Raw genomic sequence first — 16264 nt, 5'->3', positions numbered from 1 at the left:
TAAAAAAAATGCAACGTTAACTCGACATGATGTGAGCCTACTTTGTCGGGTATTTATGACAATTTAATTAAGCGGCAAAAAATTTTGGCGAGGGTCAATGAAAATAGATGTGCTTGGCTGCGGGAGCGCCTTTTCCTGCACGCAAAATACCTCCGCGCTGCGGGTGATCGATGCGGACAACAAACAGTGGTTAATCGACTGCGGCCCCACCGTTCCCCGCGCACTCTGGCAGCGCGGCGGCGGGGTCAATGATATTGACGCGATCTACTTCACCCACGTCCATCCGGATCACTGCACCGGTCTGACGGCGCTGCTGAATTACTGGAAAAGTAACGCCCGCCAGAAGCCGCTGATTATCTACTGCCAGCCAGCGCAGCAGCCGGTGCTCATGCAGCTGGCCGCGCTGGCGAACTGGCCTCAGGCGGACCCTGGTTTCACCATCGACTGGCAGGAATGCCGTGAAGCCTGGACGTGGCAGGACTGGCAGATCCGCACCGCTGCCACCCAGCATGAGCTGAGTAATCGCGCCATCCGCATCACCATTGCCGGACAGACACTGTTTTACAGCGGCGATGGCCGACCGACCGCCGACTCGATAGCCCTGATGGCCGGCGCCGGGCTGGCGTTTCAGGAGTGTGCCTCGGTGGCGGCCCTTGACGACGATGCCTCTCATGGCGATTTCCCCTCCTGCCTGATGTTGTTCAGAACGCTGCAGCTCCCGGCGCTGGGGCTCTATCACTGCGAGGACGCCGCCCTGCCGGCGCTGAAGCAAGCCTGTCAGCCGTGGCAGGGATTATTCGTGTCGCAGGATGGGGACCACTTTACGCTGCCGCGTCCCGCATTCGCCGATGAGGCGCATGCCCTATGAGCCCACGTAAACCCAGCGTCACCGCCCAGGATGTGGCCAGACTGGCCGGCGTCTCCCGGGCGGTGGTGTCACGCGCGCTGAGCCGCAACGGCAGCATCTCTCCCGACGCCCGGGCGCGGGTGCTGCGCGCCGCCGAAGAGCTGGGGTACCAGGTTAACTTCCTTGCCCAGGGGCTCAATCGCCAGCGCAGCCACTTAATCGGCGTGATCGTCTCGCGCATCAGCGATCCTTTTCGCAGCACTCTGCTTGATGCGCTGCTCAACGAGATCCAGCGCCAGGGCTTTCAGGCGCTGGTGAGCGAGATCCACAGCGAGCAGGACCTGGCACACACCCTGCGCCGTTTCACACAGTTTCGCGTCTCCGGCGTTATCGTCACCTCCGGCCAGCCGCCGGAGGCGTTGGTGAACGAGTGCGTCCAGCAGCATATCCCGGTCGTGGGCATTAACCGCCAGCCGACGATCCCCGGGGTGGATTACGTCTGCTCTGACAACGTCGCGGGAGCCGAACTGGCGGCCGACCAGCTGCTGCGCAGCGGCTGCCGGCGGTTTGGCTGGCTCAACCACTCTCCTTCGACCTGGGCCGGGCGCATGCGTGGGGAAGCATTCAGCCGGGCACTGCAGGCGCGCGGAGTGGACGTCGAACGCAATCTGGCGATCCTCGCCTGCCCGGAAGAGGGCTATACGGGCGGGTTTCAGGCCGCGGCGCTCGCCGACGAGGCGCTGGAGGGGATCTTCTGCGCTAACGCCCAGATTGCCTGCGGCTTTCTCGATGGAATGCGCCAGCGCGGCAAACAGGCGCCTGAGGATTATCAGTTGATTGGTTTTGATAACACGCCGCCGACCGCGCAATATAGCTACCAGCTCACCACGCTACATCAGGATGTGGCGGCGATCTCCCGCCAGACCCTCGCCCGGCTGCAGGAGCGCACCGTCGACCCTTTACAACCTTCACGCACCACCTGGGTGGAGGTGACATTAATTCACCGGCGCACGTCGCCCTTTATTATCTGAGAGCAAGACCATGACGGAAGCACAACGAGAGTCATTATGCGCCTTGATTCGCCAGGCAGGCGCCCACGCCCAGGCGCTGCGCGATGCGGGATTGCAGGTCGATAAAAAATCGCGCCAGGACTTTGTGTCGCAAGCAGATCTCGCGGTAGAACGGGAGATTAAAGGATGGCTGAAGGCGCACTTTCCGCAGGAGGGTTTCCTCGGTGAAGAGAGCGGTTTCGAAGGCGATGAGCACACCGTCTGGGTGCTTGACCCCGTGGATGGCACCACCAACTTTATCCTTGGCATGGATTACTGGTGCATCTCACTGGCGAGAGTGTGCCAGGGCGAACTCTCGCTCGGCATCATCTACGCCCCCGATCGCGATGAGTTTTTCTTCGCCGGCCGCGGCGAAGGGGCGTTTCTCAACGGTCGTCGCCTGACGCTGCGTGAACCGGATCCCGACGCGGTGGTGATCGGCATGGGGCGCTCCAGCCGCGCCCCGGCCAGCGACTATGCCCGGGCCATCGACACGCTGCTCGACGCCGGCCTGGAGTATCGCCGTTTTGGCGCGGGCGCTCTGATGCTGGCGCATGTCGCTGCCGGTCAGATCCATGGCTATTTTGAAGCGCATATGAACAGCTGGGACGCGCTGGCGGGTATGCTGTTGATTGAGGAGGCGGGCGGAACGTGCAATGCATTTCTCGCCAATGAAGGGCTGCGGCAAGGCAACCTCGTCCTCGCCGGCTGCGCAAGCGTCCAGCCACGAATGGCCGCCCTGCTGGTCAAATAACATCGCGCCGCCGGTAGCCGACCGGCGGCTTTCTCGGGCTAACGCCAGGGTTCACCGCGCGGAATATTATTCGGGCAGCGCTTAATCGCGCAAAAGGACTGGAAAAAACAGGAGTCAGACTGCTTGCCGCCAGCCTGATACGGGCAAGATGGCCGTTCGCGTAATTTCTCCCACTGCGCCTCGTCGTACACCGTAATATTGTAGATTTTTAATGAATGATACTGGTCATTAATTAAAACTCTCGAGGAATAGAGCTTCATCGACTCGCCGGGCAGCAGTATCACATCGGCCTCGTACCACATAATAAACTTTAAGAAACGCAGGCTGGATATTGCCGAAAAGGCGATGCCGGATTGCGGGCAGATGAGAGTATTAAGAATAGTCCATTTCATATTCCTTCCTTATAACAGATGCTACAAATTATTACCTTATATAGTGATAGCATCCATCATTATAAACTGCAAGCACACCTGACAATTATGTGACTTAAGACAATTCCTAACAACATAACCCATTATCGGTAACCTTAATTTTTCATCAAGAGATTAATGGTTAACCTCTATAAAAAAAGAAATAAATTAACCACAGAAAAGAAAATATAATAAAAAATAAGATAATATAAACATAATTGACAAAACGTCTTAGTCCTTGTGGATGAGCCCTCAGCCATGGGTATCAGGTAATGTCGCGCACAGCGTCGCCAGCGCCTCGGCTGGCATGGTCAGCAGGGTAATTAATGCCCGGGCAGCGGCTGACTGGCTTTTATGCGGCGGGTAAAGCACCGAGAAAGGCCGTGAACGTCCGGCGAACGCCGGAAGAACAGGAACCAGCTCCCCGCGCGCGATCGCCTCCTGCACAATAAACGCATAGCTCTGACAGATCCCCACCCCCTGCAGGGCCAGCGAGACCACCCCGAGCACATCATCGGAGACATGCAGAGATGACGGCGGCAGCCAGCTGATATCCTGGCCATCCTCACGAAATACCCATTCGGCGACTTTTCCCGTTGCCGGCATAATAAATGTCAGGCATGAATGGTGGCGCAAATCGGCTATTTTACTCAGCGGTCTCGCTGTCGAGCGTAAATAGGCTGGCGAGGCCACCAGACATAGCGCCGCATCCTCCAGCTTTTTTGCCACCAGGCCGCTGTCGGGTAAATGTCCCTGGCGCACCACCAGATCGAAGCCCTCAGCGATAATATCGACATTGCGGTTGGTAATATTCAACTCAATCTGTACGTCGGGGTGCAGCTGACGGTACAACGCCAGCCGGGCGGGCAAACGATAGTGTCCCCAGGTGGTGGGGGCGCTCAATTTAACGCGCCCGGATAACGCCCCTTTTTGCCCCTGCGTCTCCCGTTCGGCATTATCCAGCACCTCAAACGCCTGGCGGACCTGACTCAGATAGGCGCTTCCGGCCTCGGTCAGGCTGATCCGCCGGGTGGAGCGGCGCAGCAGCTGGCACCCCAGGCGCGTTTCAAGACGGGTGACAGCCCGGCTCAACACCGACGGCGTCGACGACAGCGCCACCGCGCCGGCGGTAAACGACCCGCGCTCGGCCACCGCCAGAAAGACTTCCACATCCGCAAGATAATCAAACCGCCGGGCCATTTGGTTCTCCAGAGAACAAATGATTGTCATTCCAGGCATCTTATCTTCCCGAAGGGATTTAATAAAATCATTTACCGAGGCTTAACCGTGCCATCTGCCCCTTTTTTCGGCTTTCTGGAGACTATGATGCATCGTTTTTCACTCTTCGTTCTCGGCCTGCTGTCCCTGGGGCAGACCGCACTGGCGGCCGGGCCTGACGCCCCTGCCCATCTGGCGCTATGGCGCAGCTATACCGGGGTCACCTGGCAGCAGCGCGTCGATGCGCATTCCGTCAATGCGCCCATCGCAGGATTGCACTTTGACGCCGCCGGTCGGGCGTTTGTCAGCACCCCACGTCTGATTTCGACCCAGGCGCCCGCCACGCTCAGTCTACTCGATACCGAGTCCCTGAGCGGCCCGGCACGACTCACTGCCTTTCCGTCCACCGCGGCCAACAGCATCAGCGCCGATCCCCGCACGCACCTGCGCAATGTGCTGGGCTTTTACGTCGATAACCGCAACGGCTGGCTATGGGCGTTAGATCAGGGCTTTATCGCAGGCGAAAAGACGGCGCCGCCGGGGGCGCAAAAAATCATGATCTATGCGCTCAGCGACGGTCATCTGGTGCAGCGCATTCCGCTCGACAGCGTCGCCGACCGGGAAGGAAGCTTCCTCAACGATATTGTGGTCGATGAGGCGCGCCGGGTGGCATATATCGCCGACAGCGGCCTGCGCAGCGCGCCGGACAATCAGGCCGGACTGATCGTCGTGGATGCTAACCGCGGGACGGTCCGCCGGGTACTGAACCAGCACCCGGCGCTGATGCCGGTTGCCAGCCTGCAGGTGGTTTCACATGGGGAAACGGTCTGGCCGGGCAACCCCATTATGCTTGGTATCAATGGTATTGCGCTGTCACCGGACCAGGAAACCCTCTACTGGACGGTCACCACCGGTACCACGGCGCGGACCATCGCCACCGCCGCGCTGCGCGATCCCGCGATGAACGAACACCAACTTGCCGCGGCCATCCGTACCGCGGGTGAGGTCGGCGGGAATAGCGATGGGATCGTGGTCGATAAGCATGGTGAACTCTATATCACCGATGTGACCCATAACGGTATTGTCCGTTATCGCCCGCAGAACGGGCGGTTCACCCTGCTGGCCGCTGACGACCGCGTGTTCTGGCCCGATACGCCGACTATCGGCCCGGATGGCGCGGTAATGTTCACCGCCAGCCATTTAAACCAGCACTTCGCTCAGGCGGTAAAGCCGGGAGAAGAGAAATATACCATCTGGAAAGTGGTGCAGCCCTGATCCACACGGCAGGCAGGCCCGTAGGGCCTGCCTGAGTTTCTACCAGGTTTTGCCAATATTAAACTGAAACTGTTCTGCTTTATCGCCATCATACTTTTTAAACGGCTCTGCCCAGGAGAAGACCAGTGGACCGAGGGGAGACATCCACTGCACGGCAATCCCCGCGGAGAGACGAATATGACCCGGATCGCCGTAATCAGGGATCCCTGCCGCCAGCGTCTGCGCGGTGTTCTGCCAGGATGTGCTCCAGACCGTCCCGGCATCAACAAACAGCGAGGTTCGCAAACTATCGGCGTACTTATCATTCACAAAGGGGGTTGGAATGATAAATTCGCTGTTCAGCACCGCCATGGCATTCCCGCCGACCGCATCAGACGAGGCGTCCAGCGGGCAGGCGCTATAGCTGCTTTCGCTACCGTTACAACGGTAATAGGCCGCTTTAGGCCCAATGGTGTTAGAAGAGAATCCGCGCACTGACGACGAGCCGCCGGCGTAAAAGTTATCGTAGAACGGTACACTTTTGCCGTCTAACCCACCGGCATAGCCTGCACGCAAACGTTCCATCCAGACCCAGCGCTTATTCTCGCTCAGCGGCAGATACTGGGCGGTGTCAAATGAGAGCTTGTAGTAGCTATTATCCGAACCGGGGAGGGTCACTTTACCGCTAAGACTGCTCTTGTTTCCCGCACGCGGGAAGAAGCCACGGTCGAGATCGTTGTATCCCCATCCAAGACTCACAAAATAATCGTTGGCGCTATATTTCGCGCCGCTGTCGCCATCTTTCGTCACCACGCTGGGCTCGATTCCCCGGGAGCTGAGGTAGCGCCAGGTCGTCAGCTCCGGATCCATATTGGTCAGGCGATTATGAACATAATCCAGTCCCAGGTTCAGGGAGTTATTTTCGCTAATAGGAAACCCCAGCGTACTGCCTAAGCCATAGCTCTGCTGGTTATAGCTCCCGGCATCCGCATCGGAAGCATCATAGCTGTTATAAAAAATCTTTCCGCCCAGGCTGATGCCATCGACGGTAAACCACGGGTTCGTCGCCCCCAGTTCAAGATAAGACTGGTAGCTGTTGCGCGTCCCGTTGAAGCTAACGCTATTACCCGTTCCCAGCCAGTTATCCTGAGTCACGCCAAGCTGATAGCTCACGCCGCTGTCCGTACCAAATCCCAGGCCCACGTTAAATGAGCCGGTGTTGCGCTCCTTCACCTTGTAGACCACATCGACCTGATCTGCCGTCCCACTGACCGGAACGATCTGCTGTTCAACGTTCTCAAAAAAACCCGTTCGGTCAAGACGTACTTTCCCTTGTTCGACTTTTTCGTTGTTGAGCCACGCCCCTTCCATTTGGCGCATTTCACGACGCAGCACCGCGTCCCGGGAGGTGTCGTTACCGGAAAAGCGGATCTGGCGTACCGAGTAGCGGCGGCCTGCGTTGACCTGAATATGCAGCGTCACGCGGTGATGCGCATCATCGATTTCCGGCGTGGTCGTCACCTGCGGCCAGGCATAACCATACTTACCGAAACGCTTTTTGATCTCATTTTCAACCGTGGTGACTTGCGCCCCGCTGTACCATACTCCCGCCAGCGGCTGGGCAAGGGCCTCGATCTCCGGTCCATGCTGCGCCAGGTCGCCTGTCACCTGAGTTCGGTCGACCCGATAACGTTCGCCTTCATTGAGGGCGATAGTGATATACAGGGATTTTTTATCTGGCGTCATACTGACCTGCGTGGACTCGATAGCAAAGCGCGCATAGCCGCGATCGAGATAAAAACTGCGCAGCGTTTCCAGATCGGCTTCCAGCTTCTGCTTCTGGTATTTTTTATCGGCTACCACGTTCCACCACGGCACATTATCGCGTAGCTGAAGCTGGTCCAGGAGCATCTCTTCCCGAAACGCCTGATTACCGATAATGTTTATTTGTGCGATTTTCGCCGAGATGCCTTCCTGAAAGACGAACGTTAAGTCAACGCGATTACGCGGTAACGGGGTCACCACCGCGTGAACCTGCGCACTGTATTTCCCCGCACTGTAATAGAAATCCTGCAACCCTTTTTCTATTTCGCTAAGCGAATTTCTGTCCAGTGCGCTACCTGCAGAAATACCGGACGCGGTGAGATTTTCCTTTAGCGCATCATCCTTCACTGACTTATTGCCGGAAAAACTGACGCTGGCAATAGTGGGCCGTTCCTTAACCTGCACCACCAGCGTTTTCCCATCGCGCAGGATCTGCACATTCTCGAAGTTGCCGCTCGCATACAGTGCCCGCACTGCCTCGCTGACATCTTCTGGCGTCACCGCATCTCCTGCGTGCAACGGCATACTTAATAGCGCCGCCCCGACGGTCACGCGCTGCAGCCCTTCAAAACGGATATCATCAACTTGATATGATGTTGCGGCATATAACGTTAAAGGGGCGATCAATAATCCGCTGATGATATGAGTCTTTTTTAACATGAATGTGTCGTCTACGAGATAATGAGCAATAGCAGTGTTCTGCTGGCGTTGAGCTTATTTGTTCAGGATGCATCTCTAAAATATGCGACAGAAAATAACCTGAGCGAGGCGCAGAATTACATGCAATTATGGCGACAAAATGGAGAAAAAAAGGATGTTAAATCATCTTTAAAAATATATTTAATGATGGAACTTTTCCTGAACGCCGTGGTTCTAATGGCCAACACCAGAGCTATATTTAGATTTACCTGAACGTTTTTATTAAAAAAGCCCCCTTTCTTGTTAATGGAAAGGGGGAAAATTCTCGTTAGGAATGATGCTCTCTGGGATCACCAGGAACAGGGAGGAAAATATCCTGAAACCCAGCAGATATAATGAAGAGAAATTGAATAAATTATGCAACTGATATCACAACATTCTACCCCGTATACACCGCCAGATGCCGTTAACGAACATCTCCATATTTTCCTCAAAATAGCAGAATACAGTAGGGTCGCCTTATCAAGGCATCAAGGAAAGTCTATCGTTATCTACAATAGCCAAGCAGTGGCGCCTCGCCAGGGAAGGTGAGGCATAGGCTTCGCCATCCTGCCGCCTCCCATCATTAGCAACAGGGAACTGCGTATGACACGCTTACTCAAGACGATCTTACCCGTCATCCTCTGCACCCTCTTTGGGTTATCGTTCGCTTCACCCACGCAGGCTGCCGCCAGTCTGCCGATGGTTCTCCCCGCGCTAACATGCGATGCGCTGAGCGCGATCGACTTCAGCGCCGCCGTTGGCGCAAAGGTCACTATCAACCACACTGAAATGCAGACCTCCGCGCAGGGAAGCTGGTGCAAGGTGAGCGCCACTATCGCCCCCCAGATTGGCGTGCAGATTGCCCTGCCGACCCAACGCTGGAGTCAACGTTTCTTGCAGGTCGGCTGCGGCGGACTGTGCGGGAGTATTAACCTGAGTCTGTCGAATGCCAGCGGCTGCCTGCCGGCAATGAACGGCGAGTTTGTGGTGGCAGCAACCGATATGGGGCACCATGGCAGTATGATGGATGCTTCATGGGCCGAGGATCCGCAAAAGCGCATCGATTTTGCCTGGCGCGCCAACCACCTGACCGCCGTGCTGACCAAAGCGGTGATTCAGACGCTTTACCGCCAGCAACCAAAGTACGCGTACTTTATGGGCTGCTCGGACGGCGGTCGCGAGGCATTGATGGAAGCACAGCGCTTTCCGCAAGATTTTGACGGTATCAGCGCTGGCGCGCCTGCGGCCTTTTTCCAGTTTCAGAATTCCTTCTTCCACGGCTGGAATGTGGCCGCCAATCAGCGTCCGGACGGTACCGCTATCTTGTTGAAAGATCGCTTACCTTTGATTCACCAGGTCGTGCTGGCTCACTGCCCGACGCTTTCCGGCGTGCAGGATGGTATCCTGCAAAATCCGTATGCCTGTCAGTTCTCTGAGTCATGGCTCCCCCGCTGTCCTGCCGATGCTCAGGACCGATCTACCTGCCTGACGCGGGAAGAGATCGAGGTAGTGAAACAGCTTTACCGCGGCGCTTACGACAGTCATGACGCCCAGTTTGTCGCTGGCGGTCTGCCGCTGGGCTCCGAGCTACGCTGGCCGGTGCCCGAGACCCCGACCGGCCACTCAATGTCGGAAATGATGGTACTGCCGGCTCTGCAATCCGTACTCCTGCCGGGAGGAAAACAGAAGATCCAATCGATGCGGGATTTCCCACTGAACCAGCAGAATTTTGACGCCGTCGCTCAACTGGCACCGCTCTATAACGCGGCAAATACCAATCTTCATGCCTATCAACAGCGCGGCGGCAAGCTTATCCTGTGGCACGGTCTGGCCGATGACTCCGTCAGCCCAGCCTTTTCTATCGCCTATTACCGCGGCGTAGAAGCAGAGATGGGCCATGCCGCAACGGATACCTTCCTGCGGTTATTCCTGCTGCCTGGGGTAGCCCATTGCGGTAATGGCGAAGGTTACGATCAAATTGATCTCCTTACCCCGCTGATGCGCTGGACCGAGGAAGGCATCGCGCCGCAAGAGATCATGGCCGGAAAACGGGCGCCAGCCGCCACCAGCCTGCCGCCGATGACAGAAAAACCAGATGCCCAAACGCAGTTTCATGGCGTGCAGAAAGTCAGTCAGCCTTACGCTGACGCCGCCCCAGCCGTTATCGCGACTCGCCCGGCGTACCCCTTTCCGGCCATTGCCCGTTATAACGGGCACGGCGACGTGAATGACGGCGAAAATTATCATGCAGAGCAATCAACCGCGTTTGATCATCTGCAGCTGGCAAAACCCGCCAGCGACTATATTGGCCCTGATAATCAAAAAAATTATCAGGTTCGCCACGGCGAACTCACTGTTCAATAAACCCCAAGGCTCCTCGCTGAGGAGCCATTCGTTATGGGATTAGCCGCAATCATGCGTAGCAAAACGCTCCAGCAATCGGTATTAAACGACCTGCTCCTGTGGATCGATAATAATCTGGATAAGAAACTGACCGTCGACGACCTGAGCGATATCTCTGGTTATTCCCCCTGGCATTTATTTCGACTCTTCCGCCATTATTTTGATCGTTCGCCAATGGAATATATCCGCCAGCAGCGCATGTCGCTGTGTTGCCGTTTATTGCTGACGACGCCAGGTTACCGAATCGTCGATATTTGTATGATGGTCGGTTATGACGATCTCAGTGCGTTTAATCGTACCTTCAAAAAATATCATGCGCTCACACCCACTCAGTATCGCTATCAGGTCACGCGGCAAAAATAAGGAGGTCCCCCTCCTCCGCATCGCTGCGGTTGGGAATGGAAGGGGGACAGGGGATATTACAGAAGGGAAATAGCAGGATGCTATTATCGAACCCGGTCGGGATCAACGACCTTGCGCGACGGAAATCAGTATAAAAGGATATTTTGAGCTAATAATGTAGAGGGCGTGAAGATTTTGTCACGATTTATAACCGCCTCCTCAGCTCTCATCTGAAATAAAAAAACCGGGTCGCGCTGCACCCGGTTTACTCCTCATCAGGATCATCAGAAATGAGTATTAACGCTCATAAAGAAGGTCCGCCCCGACTCGTTATAGGTCTCCGCACCCGCGCCATACAGATAAGCCCCCGTCGTCGCGTTGCCGGTCGTTTGCGCATTCCCTGCCCGGTATTGACGGATATCAAACAGGTTATCTATCCCGCTGGTGAAGCTCAGGTTTTTGTTCACATCCCAGGTCGCACTGAGACCGACAATACTGTATGGGCTGACTTCGTTTAATTCGCTGCCGCTGACCGCCTCGCCCTTATAATTAAAGCGTTTTGGTTTCTGTCGGCCATACCAGGTAAAGGTGCTCTGCAGAGAGAGATCTTCACGGACCTGCCAGCTCAAAGTCGAGTTCAGGGTAAACTGCGGGATCACTGACAGCCGGTCGCCTGTCGTCTTATTCTTGCTCTGCAGCATCCATGTCAGGTTATTGCTCCAGTTAACCGTCTCCCCCACCGGCAGATTCAGCGTTCCTTCCAGGCCTTCCACTAACGCCTTTGGTACGTTTTCCCACTGATAGATATTGGTGGTGCCGTTGCTGGCGGTGCCCACCGCCGCGTACCCTGACTCAATCTTGTTGTGATAGTCGTTACGGAACCAGGTGATTCCCGCCTGATAGCCATCATGCTTGTACTCAAGACCAATCTCTTTATTAACGCTGGTCTCCGCTTTCAGGTCGCTATTCCCCATCAGATAGCAGGCGGAACTACTGGCGTAACAGCCCTGGCCGTTGCTGTAGAGAATATAGTTCGGGTTCAACTGGTAGAGGTTAGGTGCCTTGTAAGCGCGGGCAATGCCCAGCTTCAGCGTCCAGTCATCCGTCAACGCCTGGGAGAGGTTCAGTGAGGGGCTCCAGTTATTGCCGACGATGCTGTGGTGATCGAAGCGCAGAGCGGGTGTCAGCATGGTACTGTCCGTTAGCGCCATGTTATCTTCGGTAAACAGCGAGAAGATCTCGGCGCTGGAGTACGGGCTACGACCGGTAGCCGACACACCGTCGATAGTCCCGTATGAGAGCGCCTGGGTTGTCGATACGCCATCTTTCATCCGCTGCTGATTCCATTCGGTGCCCAGCGTCAGATTCTGATCGACCCCCAGCGTAAACGGAATATTCACTTCGCTATGTAGCAGGACATCGGCCAGATCGATATCTGAAAACTCGCTACTGGAGAAGATCCCTTCCGTACCGCCCGCCAGCCCTTCATTCATTCGCGAGTTACGGGTGTGTTCGTACTGGGCATAGCTGTTGCTGGTCACGCCATTATCCCAGCCGCCGGTCCATGTCACGCCATAAGTTTGCCGGTAGAGACGGTTGGTCTCTTTCCCGTACATACTCTTCACCAGCGTACTGGTATTGGTGTTTTGCGTGTCGCCGGCATAGAGGTTGCCCTGGCGGCTGTAGCCGGCCTCAAACTCCAGGGCCTGCATCGGGGCGAACTCCCAGCGCAGCTTACTGTGAATATCTTTGTTCACCACCCCTTCACGTCCGGCGGGATAAGAACCGGCGTAGGAACCGGTACGTTCAGCTTCATGCCCGGCGTTAATGTCCTGAGCATCGGCCTGGGTTTTACTCAGATTACCCCAGAGATTGAAGCTGACACTGTCCGACAGCGGACCATTGAGGCTAAAGTTGGTACGCTTCGTCGACCCTTCTTTACGGTGCTGCGGAGCATTCATATAGGTATTCCACGACCCGTGCCATTCAGGCGTGGTCGGTTTGGTCACGATGTTGACGACCCCGCCCATCGCGCCATTACCATAGCGCGCCGCCGCCGGGCCGCGGATCACATCGATATGATCGATCATCTCCGCTGGTACCCAACTGGTATCGCCGCGGGAGTCACGATCGCCGCGCCAGCCATACCGCACCGAGTTACGGCTGGTCACCGGTTTACCATCGACCAGCACCAGCGTATTCTCAGGCCCCATACCACGGATATCAATTTGCCGGTTGTTGCCGCGTTGACCACTGGTGGAGTTGCCGGTCAGGTTTACCCCAGGTTGCGTACGAATTAACTCCGATACATCGCGGGCGGGGGGATGTTTGCGAATCTCCTCTGCGGTAATGGTCGACACGCCCGGCGCCTGCAGATTCTGCCTGGCGGCGGTTATGACCATCGTCTCCTCGTGGTTTTCGGCAGTGCCGGCGCTCTCTTCAGGCGTCGATTGTTCGGTCACGTTCTCCGCCGCCTGCAGCGGCACGCTACAGGCGAGCAAAGGAATGACGATCCCCAGCGGGAAGTGAGACGTGTATTTCATAGAATATGCCCTGTTTTCTGTTGCTGTCGGGCATAACGCCTTCCCCAATTGAAAAAACAATGGGATAAAATACTCGCCTCTGCGCCTCACCAGATTTTGGCGTAGGTCAGCCCCTTCCCGATAGTCATGGGAATAAGAAAACAGCATGAGGCATAATAAAATTAAGTGCCCTGTTTCATCATTAGAGAAAAAGCGCTGCGCGCTATTCTTTGATAGCGTAATCCAGACAGCGAATAATAAGAGTAATGTGCTGTGCTACGGTAATAAAAATGAGATTCATTATCAAGATGATAATAATCAATATCGGATAAAAATAAAATAAATACAAATAATCAAAAGGTTACAACAAAACAAATGGAGAAGAATAAAATAAAAATATCATCATCATTTTCTATTTATCATTAAAAACACACATTTCCGCCATATTATCTCCATAGTTAAAGTAAAGATAAAAGCACATTAATAGCAAGCGATAAAATGGGAGAAGACTATTTGTCGGCATCGTTATGTTTTTTACGCCCTTGTCGTGCCCGGCTAACGACAGCCGTTCTGCTAAAATAATCACATCCCCCTGCGGAGTGTTCCTCCATGAACGCCAACTTGCTATCACGCCTGTTTATCGCCTGGCTCTCCTGCCTCGCGACGCTGTTATTCGCCCCTTTCCTGCTTGCGGCGGAGGCGGAAAAAGCGCCGCCAGTCGCAAGCGAAGACAATACGCTGTCGATCCACATCGACGATATGCTGCAGCCGTGGAAAGGCGATCTGCCCGGCATGACCGACCGGCGCACCATTCGGGTATTAACCACCTACAGCAAAACCTTCTTTTTTATTGATAAAGGCACCCAGCGTGGCGCAACGCACGATATCTTTATGGCGCTGGAAAACGATCTGAATAAACAGCTGGCGAAGGATAAAAAGCTCAAACAGCGCCACCTGAAGCTGCATATCGTTTTTGTGCCGGTCAGTCGGGATAATCTCTTCACCGCGCTTAATGAAGGTAAAGGCGATATTGCGGCTGCCAATCTGACCATCACGCCCTCGCGGGAAGCCCAGGTCGATTTCGCCCAACCGCTCTACAGCAACGTGAAAGAATTACTGATCTCCGGGCCGGCATCGCCGAAGGTCGACAGCCTGGAGCAGCTCTCTGGTCAAACCGTCTTTGTTCGCCGCTCCTCCAGCTATTACGAGAGTCTGCAGGCGCTGAATGCCCGATTTGCCAGTGAGTCGCGGCCGCCGGTTACCCTGGAGGCAGCGCCGGAGGCGCTGGAGGATGAAGATCTGCTGGAAATGCTCAACGCCGGGCTGATTCCGCTTATCGTCGTCGATCAACACAAAGCCGTTTTCTGGAAACAAGTGTTTCCGAAAATTCAGGTCCATGACAACGTGGTGCTGCGTGACGGCGGCAACATTGCGTGGGCGGTACGCAAAGACAGCCCGCAACTGCTGGCGGTGCTGAACAACTTCGTCAAAAAGAATCGTCAGGGCACCACGCTGGGTAATACCCTCCTGCTGCGTTACCTGAAAAATGCCAAATATGTCAAAAATGCCGCCGCGAGTAAGGAACGGCGCAAGTTCCTCGCCATGGTGGAAGTCTTCCGCAAATATGGCGATCGCTACGATGTCGACTGGCTGCTGATGGCGGCCCAGGGGTACCAGGAATCGCGACTGAACCAGTCGGTGCGAAGCCACGTCGGCGCCGTCGGGGTGATGCAGGTGATGCCCAGCACCGGAAAAGAGCTGAAAGTGGGCGATATTAAACAGCTGGATCCCAACATCCATGCTGGCGTGAAATACATGCGCTGGATGATAGATCGCTACTATGCTGATGAGCCCATGACCCGGCTCGATAAGGCGCTGTTTGCCTTTGCCTCCTATAACGCGGGTCCGGCGCGTATCGCCCGCCTGCGCACCATGACCAAACAGCGCGGGTTTGACCCGAACGTCTGGTTCGGTAACGTCGAAAATCTGGCGGCAGAAAAAATTGGCGCCGAGACGGTCACCTACGTCAGTAATATCTATAAGTATTACATTGCCTATCGGCTGATCGTCGATGACATGGCCCGCAAACAGAAAGCGACGGCCGCGCCGCGACAGGAGCCAGCGGCAGAGCCAACCAAACCGCAGCCCAGCGTGGCGACGCCGGAGACCGCTCAGGCGCCCTCTGCCTGAAACGCTCGTCGCCACAGGTTAAAAAGCGGTTCTGAGACGGTGGTGCAGAAATGATGCTGAAAGGATGAGGCTGAAAGGATAAAGAAAAAGCCCCGGCGAAACCGGGGCTTTCTGTTTTTTTACTGCGCAGGCAACGCGTTTAAGGCAAGCCTTAGAACGGGATGTCGTCGTCGAAGTCCATCGGCGGTTCGTTAGAAGAAGGCGCTGCCGGAGCCTGCTGCTGCGGACGGGACTGTGCGCCGCCGCTGAACTGGTTGCCGCCCTGCGGCTGCTGAGGCTGACCCCAACCACCCTGCTGCTGGCCGCCGCCTGCCGGTGCGCCGCCGCCCTGACGGCCGCCCAGCATCTGCATGGTGCCGCCAACGTTAACCACGACTTCGGTGGTGTATTTCTCCTGACCGGATTGATCGGTCCACTTGCGGGTACGCAGCTGGCCTTCGATATACACCTGCGAACCTTTGCGCAGATACTCGCCAGCGACTTCCGCCAGCTTGCCGAACAGCACAACGCGGTGCCACTCGGTCTGCTCTTTCATTTCGCCGGTCTGCTTGTCACGCCAGGATTCGGAAGTTGCCAGCGTGAAGTTGGCGACAGCGCCGCCACTTGGCATGTAGCGTACTTCCGGGTCCTGCCCCAGATTACCGACGAGAATCACCTTGTTTACGCCTCTGCTGGCCATGTTCGTGTCTCCTGAATACGTTTCTTAATAGTGTAAACGCGCGAGTGTACCATTTCCACGTAGCATTTTGATAGCTGCGAGGCTGATTCCA

13 protein-coding genes are annotated in these 16264 nt (G+C 55.7%); 8 read left to right on the top strand and 5 right to left on the bottom strand.

The features are described from left to right. The first annotated feature begins 97 nt into the window (after positions 1–97). From CWM61_RS10415 to CWM61_RS10405, 3 genes are read left to right on the top strand one after another with little or no spacing between them, the layout of a single operon-like run. A complete protein-coding gene (locus CWM61_RS10415; RefSeq protein WP_074387343.1) occupies positions 98–868 on the top strand; it encodes an MBL fold metallo-hydrolase in 771 nt (256 codons plus the stop codon). Beyond that, positions 865–1878, top strand: coding sequence for a LacI family DNA-binding transcriptional regulator (locus tag CWM61_RS10410; protein WP_100631205.1), 1014 nt, complete (start codon positions 865–867; stop codon positions 1876–1878). The genes CWM61_RS10415 and CWM61_RS10410 overlap by 4 nt, the downstream gene beginning before the upstream one ends. A 10-nt stretch (positions 1879–1888) precedes the next feature. Beyond that, positions 1889–2650: an inositol monophosphatase family protein gene (locus CWM61_RS10405; RefSeq protein WP_023296898.1), complete on the top strand. Its 762-nt coding sequence runs from the start codon at positions 1889–1891 to the stop codon at positions 2648–2650. A 38-nt stretch (positions 2651–2688) separates the two neighbouring features. Here CWM61_RS10405 and CWM61_RS10400 read toward each other — a convergent pair whose 3' ends face one another. Both CWM61_RS10400 and CWM61_RS10395 read right to left on the bottom strand, forming a co-directional pair. Beyond that, positions 2689–3042, bottom strand: coding sequence for an anti-adapter protein IraM (locus CWM61_RS10400; RefSeq protein WP_008807283.1), 354 nt, complete (start codon positions 3040–3042; stop codon positions 2689–2691). A 270-nt stretch (positions 3043–3312) separates the two neighbouring features. Further along, complete coding sequence (locus CWM61_RS10395) at positions 3313–4260, bottom strand: LysR family transcriptional regulator (protein ID WP_100631204.1); 948 nt, start codon at positions 4258–4260, stop codon at positions 3313–3315. Positions 4261–4386: 126 nt separating this feature from the next. Here CWM61_RS10395 and CWM61_RS10390 point away from each other — a divergent pair, with 126 nt between their 5' ends. Beyond that, a complete protein-coding gene (locus CWM61_RS10390) occupies positions 4387–5553 on the top strand; it encodes an SMP-30/gluconolactonase/LRE family protein (protein ID WP_100631203.1) in 1167 nt (388 codons plus the stop codon). Positions 5554–5592: 39 nt separating this feature from the next. On the opposite strand, the gene bamA is transcribed toward CWM61_RS10390, so the two are convergent. Continuing rightward, on the bottom strand, positions 5593–8016 hold the full coding sequence (gene bamA, locus CWM61_RS10385) for an outer membrane protein assembly factor BamA (RefSeq protein ID WP_074387348.1): 2424 nt from the start codon (positions 8014–8016) through the stop codon (positions 5593–5595). Between the two features lie 21 nt (positions 8017–8037). Here bamA and CWM61_RS10380 point away from each other — a divergent pair, with 21 nt between their 5' ends. The 3 genes from CWM61_RS10380 (at position 8038) to CWM61_RS10370 (ending at position 10803) form a co-directional block, all read left to right on the top strand. Continuing rightward, positions 8038–8268 carry a potassium:proton antiporter gene (locus CWM61_RS10380; protein ID WP_100631202.1) on the top strand — a complete coding sequence of 77 codons (231 nt, stop codon included), beginning with the start codon at positions 8038–8040 and terminating at the stop codon, positions 8266–8268. 372 nt (positions 8269–8640) lie between these two features. Beyond that, positions 8641–10401 (top strand): tannase/feruloyl esterase family alpha/beta hydrolase, encoded by a 1761-nt coding sequence (locus tag CWM61_RS10375; RefSeq protein ID WP_074387350.1) that lies wholly within the window; start codon positions 8641–8643, stop codon positions 10399–10401. Positions 10402–10434: 33 nt separating this feature from the next. Then, entirely contained in the window at positions 10435–10803 is a 369-nt protein-coding gene (locus CWM61_RS10370) for a helix-turn-helix transcriptional regulator (protein ID WP_025713528.1), read from the top strand. A 263-nt stretch (positions 10804–11066) separates the two neighbouring features. Here CWM61_RS10370 and CWM61_RS10365 read toward each other — a convergent pair whose 3' ends face one another. Further along, positions 11067–13325 carry a TonB-dependent siderophore receptor gene (locus CWM61_RS10365; RefSeq protein ID WP_100631201.1) on the bottom strand — a complete coding sequence of 753 codons (2259 nt, stop codon included), beginning with the start codon at positions 13323–13325 and terminating at the stop codon, positions 11067–11069. Positions 13326–13913: 588 nt separating this feature from the next. Between CWM61_RS10365 and CWM61_RS10360 the strand changes: the two genes are divergently transcribed. Next, entirely contained in the window at positions 13914–15494 is a 1581-nt protein-coding gene (locus CWM61_RS10360) for a lytic transglycosylase F (protein ID WP_074387352.1), read from the top strand. A gap of 151 nt (positions 15495–15645) precedes the next feature. On the opposite strand, the gene ssb1 is transcribed toward CWM61_RS10360, so the two are convergent. Then, entirely contained in the window at positions 15646–16173 is a 528-nt protein-coding gene (gene ssb1, locus CWM61_RS10355; RefSeq protein ID WP_008807292.1) for a single-stranded DNA-binding protein SSB1, read from the bottom strand. Between the last annotated feature and the right edge of the window lie 91 nt (positions 16174–16264).

The sequence above is a fragment of the Klebsiella sp. K-Nf6 genome, assembly GCF_002806655.1.
Classification (GTDB): domain Bacteria; phylum Pseudomonadota; class Gammaproteobacteria; order Enterobacterales; family Enterobacteriaceae; genus Klebsiella; species Klebsiella variicola.
This window is presented reverse-complemented; position numbering and strand designations above follow the sequence as displayed.